General features: G+C 35.5%; 11 protein-coding genes and 1 riboswitch. Of the genes, 6 read left to right on the forward strand and 5 right to left on the reverse strand.

The window, feature by feature from the left end; all coding sequences use genetic code 11:
* Window positions 1–140: 140 nt before the first annotated feature.
* Window positions 141–464, reverse strand: coding sequence for a winged helix-turn-helix domain-containing protein (locus BALOs_RS15570; RefSeq protein ID WP_114705428.1), 324 nt, complete (start codon window positions 462–464; stop codon window positions 141–143).
* Window positions 465–580: 116 nt separating this feature from the next.
* On the opposite strand from BALOs_RS15570, the gene BALOs_RS11865 reads away from it, so the two are divergent.
* The 3 genes from BALOs_RS11865 to BALOs_RS15250 all read left to right on the forward strand — a co-directional run bounded on the left by BALOs_RS11865 (window position 581) and on the right by BALOs_RS15250 (window position 3732).
* Window positions 581–1171: a hypothetical protein gene (locus tag BALOs_RS11865; protein WP_120405283.1), complete on the forward strand. Its 591-nt coding sequence runs from the start codon at window positions 581–583 to the stop codon at window positions 1169–1171.
* 103 nt (window positions 1172–1274) lie between these two features.
* Window positions 1275–1790 (forward strand): hypothetical protein, encoded by a 516-nt coding sequence (locus BALOs_RS11870; RefSeq protein ID WP_114705430.1) that lies wholly within the window; start codon window positions 1275–1277, stop codon window positions 1788–1790.
* Window positions 1791–1861: 71 nt separating this feature from the next.
* A riboswitch (adenosylcobalamin-variant (AdoCbl-variant) riboswitch) is annotated at window positions 1862–1990 on the forward strand.
* Window positions 1991–2058: 68 nt separating this feature from the next.
* Window positions 2059–3732 (forward strand): TonB-dependent siderophore receptor, encoded by a 1674-nt coding sequence (locus BALOs_RS15250; RefSeq protein ID WP_256385954.1) that lies wholly within the window; start codon window positions 2059–2061, stop codon window positions 3730–3732.
* Here the strand turns inward: BALOs_RS15250 and BALOs_RS11885 are convergent.
* Entirely contained in the window at window positions 3714–4868 is a 1155-nt protein-coding gene (locus BALOs_RS11885) for a sugar MFS transporter (protein ID WP_114705431.1), read from the reverse strand. The genes BALOs_RS15250 and BALOs_RS11885 overlap by 19 nt on opposite strands.
* Before the next feature lie 24 nt (window positions 4869–4892).
* Window positions 4893–7052 (reverse strand): UvrD-helicase domain-containing protein, encoded by a 2160-nt coding sequence (locus BALOs_RS11890; RefSeq protein ID WP_114705432.1) that lies wholly within the window; start codon window positions 7050–7052, stop codon window positions 4893–4895.
* Between the two features lie 88 nt (window positions 7053–7140).
* On the opposite strand from BALOs_RS11890, the gene BALOs_RS11895 reads away from it, so the two are divergent.
* Complete coding sequence (locus tag BALOs_RS11895) at window positions 7141–7611, forward strand: peptidylprolyl isomerase (RefSeq protein WP_199506598.1); 471 nt, start codon at window positions 7141–7143, stop codon at window positions 7609–7611.
* A 77-nt stretch (window positions 7612–7688) separates the two neighbouring features.
* Complete coding sequence (locus BALOs_RS11900) at window positions 7689–8771, forward strand: porin (RefSeq protein ID WP_120405284.1); 1083 nt, start codon at window positions 7689–7691, stop codon at window positions 8769–8771.
* Here the strand turns inward: BALOs_RS11900 and BALOs_RS11905 are convergent.
* Entirely contained in the window at window positions 8768–9910 is a 1143-nt protein-coding gene (locus tag BALOs_RS11905) for a cation:proton antiporter (protein ID WP_114705435.1), read from the reverse strand. The genes BALOs_RS11900 and BALOs_RS11905 overlap by 4 nt on opposite strands.
* 2 nt (window positions 9911–9912) lie before the next feature.
* On the reverse strand, window positions 9913–11529 hold the full coding sequence (locus tag BALOs_RS11910) for an ABC-F family ATP-binding cassette domain-containing protein (RefSeq protein ID WP_120405285.1): 1617 nt from the start codon (window positions 11527–11529) through the stop codon (window positions 9913–9915).
* A gap of 149 nt (window positions 11530–11678) precedes the next feature.
* Here BALOs_RS11910 and BALOs_RS11915 point away from each other — a divergent pair, with 149 nt between their 5' ends.
* A complete protein-coding gene (locus BALOs_RS11915; RefSeq protein ID WP_114705437.1) occupies window positions 11679–12506 on the forward strand; it encodes a mechanosensitive ion channel family protein in 828 nt (275 codons plus the stop codon).
* The last annotated feature ends 75 nt before the right edge of the window (window positions 12507–12581 follow it).

A 12581-nucleotide genomic window follows, 5' to 3' on the forward strand; every position in this document is an offset into this window, starting at 1 on the left:
AACTCCTCCCCCTTCAATAAATTAGGTTAATGGGAGGCGAAAAAATTAACAACTTATAGATAGGAAATGTCTAAACAATTATCCTAATCATAGAAATATTATTTCCTACAGATATGAAAAATGGCTATAAATTCAATACATTACAGATCGTGTAAGCAAATTTGGTTGTTGCGATTTATACGAATCCTGAAATCAACACCTTTTGTTTTATGTCTTAGGTGTGTGAGGTGGGTATTGACCGTTTTATTTGCCACATCTACATCTCCCCATATAAATTTAACTAGTTGCTCCCTCGGATAGACTCTTTTGCCACCATCGAGAAGAAAAAATAGGATCTTACACTCGGTTTTTGTTAGCTCTACCTTCCTTTCATCAACATAGGCCACTCGATTTTTTGGGTCCAAGGACAGATTTCGAAAAGATAGGGTCTGATTATTTGAATTATTAAGTGGTTCCATATTCATTTCTCCTCCAGAAGAATCATTGAGAAAATTTTATTCCATTGAACATGTCCATGTTTGTGAGGTAAAAATAAACCTATAGGGATTATTCACATATTAATTGGACTTAAGAGTAATTGATGAAAAATAAGAAAGTACTATTTTGGAGCGGTGGTTTAACCTCTCTTGCAACATTAAAGAAACTATTAGAATCACATAAAAAGGATGAAATTATTCTTCTTTGTCTTCTTAATAAAGAAGGTAATGAATTAGGTCATACAGGAATCCCCGAAGAAGTACTCCAGCTACAAGCTCGATACTTAGGTTTAAAATTAGTACGACTCTATCAAGATGAGTTAAGTAAAAAGGTCTTAGAGAAATTTGTCCAACAGGGATTTGAATTCTATTGTGGGTCTCGAGATGGCCACTTCATTGAAACAACCCCTCTACTGAATTCCCTAAAAATTGAAACTCCTCTTAAAGGTATTGCATATACTGAGTTAATGGAACAAGACCAGTCGAGAACAATTCTAACTTCGGTACAAAACGAAGAGGATCAAAGATTACTAGGTAAAGAAATAAGTGATATTTCACAATATCTACAACAGAGTAATCAGCGACTAGATACTTTTGTGATTTACGATCCACTCTTTCGAATCCGCATTCCATTTTCAAAAAATATTGTTGTTGAAAAAGATGGTTATTTTATCTGTAAGATAAGAAGCGTTTAGTATTCAAGAAGTTTTCTCTTAACTTGAATTTATTTTAACATTACCTCCATACTTGCTTGCCTCTTGGGTCATATAATCAATGGTGATCACTTTTGGAGGTTTTATGAAGTCAGAAAGTAAAAGAAGGAAGTTTCTCTTTGTTGGTGCTCGAATTGTTATGGGAACGGTTCTACTTCTAGGAGGAGTTACTCCAGGTCTAGGGCTATTAACAGAGTCACAATTTACACCTGAGGCCCTTTCCTTTATTAATTCTCTGCAAGAAACTGGTTATCTTTACTACATGATTAAATCACTTGAAATTGTACTTGGGACAATGTTCCTATTAAATTTGTTCATTCCATTATCGGCCGTAATTGCAGCACCACTTGTAATTAATATCTTATTTTTTGAGTTATTCTTATGTAACTCATTTTTAATAGCGCCGATATTACTAATTGCCTGTGAGACAATCGTGTATCTAGAGCATCGTAAATTATTTAATTGGTTATTTAAGTATCAAGTTCATACACATACAAATGATTTAGATGCACCAGATATGATTATTCTCTCAGACTTAAAAGAGAAAGATCCTAAAACTTATAAAAATGTCGTCAATTCTCAGTACTATCACAATATATAATTTCTATCTTACGGCCCATTGTCTTCAAGCTCTTCTTGACAGACAATGAGCCTCCTGTGAAAATTCATGAATTGAAAAATTCAACAAGGTGAACTCTGTGAAATTCAGAGACTGTCCCGCAACGGTTAAAGTCCGATCCCTGTTTTTTAACTTTATATCTCGGAGGAAGATCATAAAAACGCCACTTATTCTATTATCTATAGTTTCATTACCAATTCATGCTGACATTTTTATCAAGGCCTCAAAGCTTGAAACATTAAAAGAAAAAATAACTAGCGATGTGACTGTCATTACCGCCCAAGAAATTGAAGACTCTGGAGCAACGACCTTGCAAGAGCTTTTACAAGGTAGGTCATCGGTATTCATACCCCAAACAGGAGGACTTGGATCAATCGCAAGTTTTAACTTAAGAGGACTACCAACAGGTTTTTCTAAAGTTATCATCGATAATATCGAGCTTGTTGATCCAACTGATATAAATAACTCTTTTCAAGTGAATAATCTTTTACTCGAAAATATCGAAAGCATTGAGATCTTAAAAGGAAGTCAGTCGATACTCTATGGATCAAACGCTGTTGGTGGTGTTCTAAAGATTAATACAAAGAAAGGACATAAGAACAATTCATTAAATCTTGAATACGGAAGTTTAAATACAGTTAAAGCTGGCCTTCAGAGCAGCGGCAACTTTGATAAGCTCAATTATGGATTAAGTGCGAGTTACCTCTCAAGTGATGGCTACTCTGCTGTCAATGAAGATAGAATCAAAAATGCAGAAGATGATTCATTTAAGAACTTAAACCTCAATCTTAATTTAAGCTATCTTTTAAACGAACAATTAGAACTTAATTATCAAGGTCAACTTCTTGACTCAGAAGTAGAAATTGATGGTTTTGAATCCACTCCACCGTATGGTCCAATCGATGTCGTTGAAAACGATCTTAATGAATACCTTCAATCAAATCATTACCTAGGGTTTAATTATTTTTCTGAAGATGAAAAATTAACGATAACTCCAAGTATTCGTTATTCACATATTAAGAGAGAAGACCCTACGAATAGCTTTACGCCATTATATAAAGGTAATGAGACACAAGCTAAACTTGATATTAAGTATAAGCACACTCAAAACCTAAGCCTACTTTCTGGAGTTGAGTACACAAAGCAAGAAGACGAAGTTGAGAATTCTCAAAGTGAATTATACTCAGTTTACACTGCAGCAAACTTAAGTCTTGAGAAATGGTTCTACGATCTTGGACTACGATTTGATGACTTCTCATCAATACAGTCTAATAACTCAAACGTAATAGGTAGCGCAGGTGCAGGTTATCGAATAAATAATGAGATCTCTTTAAAGGCACATATTTCACAAGGATTTAAACTTCCTACACTTTATCAACTGGCCAACCAAGTTGATGATTTAAAACCAACAGATAGTATAAATACAGAGTTTATCTTTAGCTACAATACGATAATGTCTCAATTTGAGGTCGCTATATTTAACTATGATCTTAAAAATCAAATTGATTACGATACTACTGTTTTTGGTTATGACAATATAGCAAAATCTCAAATTCAAGGGATTGAATTAAATCATTCAATAGAATTTAAAAATAGTTTCAATATAAAGACATCTCTAACTTTTCAACGTGCAAAGAATGAAACAGATGATTCTGATTTATTAAGAACACCAAAACAATTAGGAAGCTTAATTCTTGGTTATCAACTAAGTAAAAATCAAAGACTGATTAATAATTGGCAATACGTTGGAAAGAGAAAAGATGTTGGTGGAGAGCTACCGTCCTATGTTGTAGGTAATTTCACTTATCATTATAAAAACTTTTCTTTTAAAGTTTTAAATATTCTTGATAAGGATTACGAAAACGTCGAGTACTATGGAACGATGCCTAGAAGCTATTATCTCTCTTATAAACTCTCATTTTGATGATATCTTTTAACAAGACTCATCGCTATGAAAAATGAAACTATAGAGCCAATATTTAAGAGATAAAAGAGGTAGAAAGCGTTGCCAGCACCAAAGCGCTCAGCGATTGCACCAAAGATAAAGTGCATGATTGCAATTCCTACTCCAATATAACTCATGGTACTACCAAGGACGACATGGTTCTTTTTTGGAAATGAATTTGAAATCCAATCGACAATGACAGGGAAACAAAACGACATAAACAGCCCTGTCATTGCATAAAATATTTGATGTATCTCACCTAAGCTAAAACAAATTAATGTCGAAACTAAAGAGATAATAATTAACTTTTTCGATTCTAATTCAATCCTAAAAAATGCGAATCCTAATCGCCCAATCATAAGAAAGAGAAAGAAATAAGAAAGATAATTATTTGCTACGTATTCACTAAATCCATGGGCCTCTACAAGATAATACTTAATTCTAGAAGAAACCATAATCTCCGAGGCTACGTAACAACCAGCAAACAGGCCAATTAAGAGATTCATGAAAAATGCATCCTTCATTGTACCGTGGTTTTCTTTTATATCTTGATGATGACTATCATGAGTAAAAAATGAATAAATCAAAACAATAGCACAAGGAATTGCTAAAAATTTAAAATAGTGAATCCAACTAAGATTAACATAAAGAAATAGTGATAATAATTGTGGGGCAAGGAGCGAAGAAAGCCCATAAGCTCCATGTAGCCCCGATAAGAATCGCCTTTTTTGAAAAGGTGGTGCTCCCGAATCAACCATAAAATTCATCGTGATACCAGTAATTCCAAATCCAAAACCAGCTAAGGCTCCAAAGACTAAACTTAAGTCGAAGTTTTGAAAGTCTCCTCCTGCACCAATACCATATGTTCCAATTGCCATCATGATCATAGCAACTCGAGTTGAGACAACAGGCCCTAGCCTAGGTAGCCAAAGAGAAGTTGATAGGTATGCTAGAACAGAGGTAATAGACATTAGAGAAAAGATTAATGAGCCCTTATCAGGCCCAATTGAAAAGAAGCGAAGTAGTTCTGGATAAACGGCCCCACGTCCATTATCAATAAAGCTTAGAGCGACTAAGGACATATAGCCTAGAATTACGTATCCAAAATTTTTCAAACTTCTTCCTCTATAGTCTCTTACTTAAGCAATAAGAGACTTATCCTTATATAGTAACCATAATTGGTGGATTGCACGTGTCGCTGCTAAATGTAGACGTTTACGAGCAGTGTTATCAATTGGATAGTTTTCCTTATCGCAATCTGGAATGATGACATAATCAAATTCGAGTCCTCGGATTTGTTCTACTGTTGTGACTTCAATCCCAGGCTTCAGTGAGAAGTTCTCATCTAAAACAAGTCGAACACTTCCGACCTCTTCAATTTCTCGATACAGTTCTCGCGCCACACTCTCCTTAGCACAAATAATGGCAACAGAGGCCTTCGGTTCGCGATTCATTAGTTCAATAAGAGCACTACTCACTAGCATCGCCGCATGTTCCAAATGTTGAACAGATGTTTCAACAATTGGTCCACCATCTCGCTTTGAATCAGGTAATTGCTTAGGGGCAAGTGGACCTAGTACATGATGAGCGAAAGAGACGATCTCTTTTGGTGAACGGTAAGAAACATTGAGTTCTTCAACTTGAATATCATCGACATCTAATTCAAGGTTATGACAGACATCGTGCCATGAAGTGAATTCAAAAGTGCGATCAATCTGCTGAACACTATCTCCAGCGATTGTGAAATTTCCATCACGATGTTTAATTTGACCAAGTAGCTTAAGTTCACTTTGTGAAAGTTCTTGTGCTTCGTCTAAAAAGATATGCTTATAGAATTTAAATTCACGGCCAAAATACTTTAAATGTCCAAATTGTTTTACAATTAAATAATTATAAAGTGATAGATCGTACTTATCCACAAATCCGGTGACTTCACTATCACGAGACTCTTTACTAACGTAATCACTATCAGAGTCCATTAACTGAATTTGTTTTGCAGTATAAAACTTTAAGTCCTTAAGCATATGTGACGTTACTTGACGATTAGTCATCTCAGGAAGTTTTTCCATTAGACTATAGTCTGAAAAGATATTTAATAACTCTTCTCGTACATTTTTAAAGCTCTTTAATAACTTTCTTAATTCTACTTTTAAGATCGAATCATGAGTCTTCTCACTAACTCTCTTAAGTTTTAAATAAAGAGGGCCATCTTGATTATCGAAAAATTCAAGGTCACGATCTTTAAGTTTTGCTCGAATTCCTTCTTCTTTCTTTTCAAGATATTCATCAATTAAACTAAGAAGCTTAGGATTTCTTTTTACAGTGGCAATTGAATCCATCGGATTATATTCAATCTTCTTAGGTATATTTCTTATATTTTGAAAAATAATCTTTTTAATAAGATCATCAAGAGTAGAGACTCTTACATTTTCAAGATTAGACTCAATTAGAAGCTTCTTTGAAAGCTTAACAAGTCCTTGGTTTGGAACAATAACCATCACATCTTGTTGGCGAATCCCATCTTCACGACAAAGTTTTGCAATTCTATAAAGAGCAACTGTAGTCTTACCACTACCTGCTCCCCCCGTAATTAGAAGTGGCTTATTCACACTTTGATTAACAAGGTCGTATTGAGTTTTATCTAGGAGTGAGATTACTTCTGGCCCATCAAATCCAGTACGCCCACTACCAAGGGACTGATTTGCACTCCCTTCTCCTCCAGCAAGTTTTTTAACTGTTTCATTTAGGGACATCCATTTATTATCACGATAAACAAATGAGTCCCCTTCTCTGTCAACTCGTACCAGTTGTCCATCTCTAACAGTTAAGATGGCCTTCTCTAAAATACGTCCTTCGATAACTCGATCATCGAGATCAAAGTCAAAGTCATCACCTTGTCCATATTGATAGAAGATTCTCGCCATTGGTGATTTCTTCCAGTCAATAATCTTAAACTTTAGCTCTTTATGTGAAAATGGTACGTGTCCAATAAGGAAGTCTTTTAACTTTCCATTTTGCTCAATTTTAAAGTGACCAAAGAATGGAGATTCCAGGCTTGGCATACTTTGGTGCTGTTCGTAACGCTCGGCCAATTGATTCAATAAATTCATCTGCTGGATAATTCCAGGTAAATCATCTTCCTTACAATTTAGCGACTCGTCGCGCAAAGCCTTAATATTATCTGCAATATCGGCCAGTGCTGCGGCGTTCAAATCAGGTAAACGTTTTACCAATTGGATTGTTTCCTCAAGGAATCCATTGATTTTTTCGATGTATTTTACATTATCTAATTCACTCATTCTTTATTTGCCTTCTATCAAATACATTGTTAGGCTGAGACTTTATACTCTTTTTTATTAATAAACACTAACAACATGAGGGCTTATTATGCCAAAAGTTATCGGATTTAACTACACATTAACGAACTCAAACAATGAAGTTTTAGATACTTCTTCTGAACATGGTCCACTTCTTTTTCTTGAAGGTGTTGGACAAATTATTCCAGGACTAGAAGAAAAGGTTATTGGAATGGCAGTTGGAGAAAAAGCAAAAATTGACGTAGCAGCAGCAGATGCTTACGGAAATAAGAATGACGAACTAATTATTAAAGTTCAAAAGTCACAATTTCCAGCTGACGCTCAATTAAATATTGGAGACGTATTCCAAGTAAACCAAGATCAAGGTCTACCTCCATTTACAATCGTCGAACTACAAGGTGAAGAGGTTACTCTTGACGGTAATCACCCTCTTGCAGGACAAGATCTAACTTTTGATATTGAAATCACTGAAGTTAGAGAGGCAACTGATGAAGAAGTTGCTCACGGTCACGCTCACGGTGTAGGTGGCGTACAGCACTAAGAATTTACTTTTCTTAAGTTAAAAAACCACACAAAACCCTTTTACTATTAAATTAGACTAATTTTAGTGAGGGTTTTGTGGGGTATATTCAAAAATATCTTTTTATAATATCCATTCTATTTACTCCTAAAATAATTCAGGCCAAAGACCTTGGTGGAAATTTTAGTCTATACGGAAAGCTTTCAATGGCCGCTATTGGCCAAGCGGGAGTTCAGTCGCTAAATAATAACTCCTCTCGTTTTGGGTTCAAATATGAGAGAGATGACCTACTCGAGGGGTTCACCACTGGTCTTCGTGCTGAGTTTGGAATCAATACCAGCAATACGAGCCAAAGCGTTCAGGAAATTCCTAATACGACCGGTCGTTTTCAAGTAGATAATACTAGCGACCGGCCATTTTCAACAAGACTAACTTACCTCTCCTTATCCAAGGGAGACTTTGAGGCAACGATTGGAAAGAACTGGTCTGTCTGGTACGACATATCTGGCCTAACAGATATCTTTATGGTGACAGGTGCATTTGCCTCTTCAACTTATACTTCAAATGGTGAAGTTATTGGAACGTCTCGTGGAGTCGATCTCATCCAACTACGTTATAAGCTAGGAAATATTCACTTAGGGGCCCAATCAAAACTAACAGGAGATGAGTCAACAGATATAACCGACTCTGCTGGCAATGTTATTGGCCAGCTCATCTTAGAACATAGTATTGCAGCTTCTATTCGCTATATCACAAAGAATATCATTCTTGGTGCAGCTGCAATTAATCTCATTACAGATAGCACAGGAAAAGATATTAGCGAGACATCGGTTTCAGTTGGAGCAAGATACATCTATAAAGAATTTTTTACAGCATTTAATTATGCTGATGCAAAGGATCTTGAGCTAGTGGATGGAAACTTTATTAGAACTGATGACTTTGAGGGATTAATTGGTTGGAATATCACAAAGAGACATCAATTAATGATCGGCTATAATTGGCAAAATTCTGATGAAGTTAATTATGAAGACTACGAAATGTCCTATTATCTTGCCTCTTATATTTACCGATATGGTCAAGTTGAACTAGGTCTTGAGTTTGTCTTTGATGATAGCACTGAGCCAAGTGGTGAGCGCCCGGAAAACCATCAAGTTATCCTAGGCGCAACATTGTATTTTTAGAAGTTCTCAGGTGGAACTTTCTTAAACATAAACGCAGGGATTACACTTGCAACTAGTGTATAAATAACAAGCCCCGAAACGATCTCTAGTGGTATATCAAATCTTTCTCTTGAAATTTGGGCCATAACAAGACCAAAGATAAGAGTTGGAAGAAGTGACATAGTAATTTCCTTACGATCAGGCCAAAAGTCCTTCATAAAGAAGTTCATATTTGAATATGTATTGATAATTCTCAATGGAATAAAAACTCCTAAGAAAACTAAACCAATGATTAATCCTTCAGTACTAAATAGGTCTTTTGTAAAACTAACCCCTGCTTTGAAGAAGTAGAATGGGATAAAGAATGAGAAGAACATTTGTAAGTTCTTAATGATCTCTTCTGACTTATCCGATTTTCCAAAGTGCTTAAACTCTGAAGCAATAAATCCTACGATAAATGCACCAACAAGATAATAAGTTCCAATCTTCTTTGTAATTACACCACAGATAAGAGCTGTAAGAATAAGGAAACCAACTTCTGAGTCTTTTGCATAAGGCGCTATATACTTGAAGAATAATTTATATGCTAATGGTAAGAAAACACTTAGTGCAATAAGAACCATTGTTGAACTTCCAAGGTTCACAAGGCTTTCAGACTGCAATGTAACAAAGAGTAATAAGATCGCTGCAATTTCTTTAGAGATGGCCTTTGAACGAATCCAATACTCTTGACCTTCTGAGAATCCATAATTTTTTAGAGAGTTTAAAATAAAGCCTGTCGATGGCGTCATAATACCAAGAGCAATTAAAGTCGCAGGCCTAAAGGCAATTTCAAAGTAAAGAGAAATTCCAAAAGCAACTAAAAGCGTAATTGCTAACATTTGAGTTACTCCTAAAAATAACTCCTTCCAATTTTGCTTTAGCTCTTCTATTTCAACTTCAAAACCAGCAAAGAGAAATAAAGAAGTAATACCAAGACGAGATAGCATAAGAAGAAGCTCATCTCCTCTAAACCACCCCAGTCCTAATCCAGCTCCGACACCCAATGCAATCGAAGAAATCCCTATTGGGATCTGAAACCTCAGTAAAAGCTTTGGCAATATTAAGAGCACTGTAAATAGAATTAAATACTGTGCTTCAGTATTAACTAAGTGAATCATATTTAAATCCTTTCCAAATATTCTTTATAGTTCCCAGGAAAAATTCTTACTTCACCTTTATCGACTTCGTAAACCTGTTCGGCCAACTCACTCAAAAAGTGTCTATCATGGGAAACAAACATTATCGTCCCTTCATATCTCTTAAGAGCATCTAAGAGGACTTCTCTCGATTTAATATCTAAATGGTTTGTTGGCTCATCGAGAACCAGAAAATTATTATTTTGTGAAAGAAGAGTTGCAAGAACAAGTCGCGACTTCTCTCCTCCAGAAAGATACTTAACTTTCTTATCAACGTCTTGCCCGCGAAATAAGAATGCCGCAAGAAGGTTTCTAATATATCCATCACTAGCTGTTGGTAGATCCTTTCTTACTTCATCAAAAACTGATGATTCAGGATTTAATACCTCTAGTGAATATTGTGAAAAGTAGCCAAGTTTAATACTTGGGCCAATGCTAACAATTCCTTTTGTTGCGTCTGTATGGCCAGTGATACATTTTAATAACGTTGACTTACCTGCGCCATTAACACCCACAACGGCAATTTTATTTGTTCTTTTAACAGTTACTGAAAGGCCATCAAAGACATCGTGTTGCGCTCCTTCACTTAAAGGCCAAGACTTTGCAAGGTCCTTAATAATAACAACATCATCTCCACCTCGCGGAGGTGTTGGAAATTGAAAGCTTATGCTTTCTTCTTCAGCAGGAACTTCAATACGATCAATTTTATCTAATTTTTTTACACGAGATTGTACTTGTGCCGCATGAGAGGCGCGGGCCTTAAACTTTGCAATAAATTCTTCTTCTTTGGCCAACATATCAGCTTGCCTTGAAGCTTGAGCGATTAATTGCTCTCTTCTAATATCTCTTTCTTTTTCGTAGAACTCATAATTTCCCGAGTATGTGGTAATTCTCTTATGAGCGATCTCAATAATTTTATTACAAACATTATTCATGAAGTCGCGATCGTGGGTCGTCATAAAGATTCCCCCTTCAAAAGTCTTAAGCCAATCTTCAAGCCAAAGAATCGACTCCATATCAAGATAGTTTGTCGGCTCATCCATGATAATAAGATCAGGACTTATCACAAGAACTCGCGCAAGGGCGATTCTCATTTTCCAACCACCAGAGAAGTCTTCAATCATCTTCCCGTGATCTTCTGGCATAATCCCAAGTCCTGTCAGAACTTCTTCAGCGCGAGTTTCGAGGTCATAACCACCTCTTTTTTCAAACTCTGATTGAACATCACCCATTTTCATGAGGACATCATTCATTTCGTCATCACTCATATTGGCGCAATCGGCCAGCTTCTCTTCAAAAACCTTAAGTTTTTCACCTAATTTTGAAATTTTATCATCTCCGGACATAACAACTTCAAGAGCTGTTTGGCCCGCAAGCTCACCTACTTTTTGTGAAAAATAGGCCCAACGTAATTTATCGGGAAATGACACTTGTCCTTCATCTGGCTTTTCTTCTCCAATAATCATTCGAAATAGTGTTGTTTTACCAGCTCCATTTGGACCGACGAGACCAACTTTTTCACCTGGATTTATTTGAAAACTTCCTCCTGAATAGAGAGTTTCACTACTTTGAATTTTTGAAATATTGGAAACGTTAAGCATATGAACAAAAGTCCTTTATTTTTGATTACTTATAAATGATTTTCAGGTTGATTAATTTTATCACTATGTTATTAACTATGTCTTTAACATTTGCAATTTTGTGCAAATAGTTATTCTGGATTTATGGATTTGAGACTATAATTAAGCTTATGAAATTAGAGAATATTTTTATTAATGCAAATGGTGAAATTAAAAAGTCAGTATATTTAGTATTACTGATTATTCTTTTCTATTTTATTAATCACTTTGTCTCTTTTGTACTAAAGAAGACAAAGTCAGTTTCTACAGAGCAGAAAAGACGTTATGTTGTTAATACAAATATCTCTCTAACAATTTTATTTGCTTTTATTGCACTGTATATATATTCGGCAGAGATTAAAAACTTGGCCTTTTCACTCGCTGCTGTTCTTGTTGCTATCGTCCTTATTACAAAGGAATTCTCCCTTAATTTAATTGGTGGAATCTATAAAACTTTCTCTGGTGGCTTCATAATTGGTGATGCTATCGAAGTCGATGGAAGAAGAGGAAGCGTTATCGATCGCGATCTTTTTACAACGACTCTTTTAGAATTTGGGCCAAATAAGAACTCTCATAATTTTACGGGACGCTCCATCATTATCCCAAATTCAGTATTTCTAAGCTGTAAGGTAACAAATGAAACATTCTTAAAAAGCTATGTTCTTCATAGCTTTAATATAATATTAGATCCTCATGATGATTGGGAAAAAGCAGAGCAAATACTCCTTGAAAGAGCAGACTTCTATTGTTCAGAGTATTTTGAAGTGGCCCAAAGAGCTCTTAATAAGCTATTTACAAAGTCTCACCTTGAAACCCCTCTTTTAAAGCCAAGAGTTCAAATTACTTTTAATTCAAAGGAAGAAATTGAGTTAAATGTAAGAATCACGGCCCCTTTTCGCACAAAAGGAACAGTTGAACAAAAGATTATTAAAGACTTTATGCGCGAGTTCTACAATTAATTAGTAGTGTCATTTTGTCTCTAGACAGCATCACTCCCCCGACGATATAGATTGTTCATATTTCGATAGGGGGAA

This window comes from Halobacteriovorax sp. BALOs_7, from assembly GCF_003612895.1.
Taxonomy (GTDB): Bacteria; Bdellovibrionota; Bacteriovoracia; order Bacteriovoracales; family Bacteriovoracaceae; genus Halobacteriovorax_A; species Halobacteriovorax_A vibrionivorans.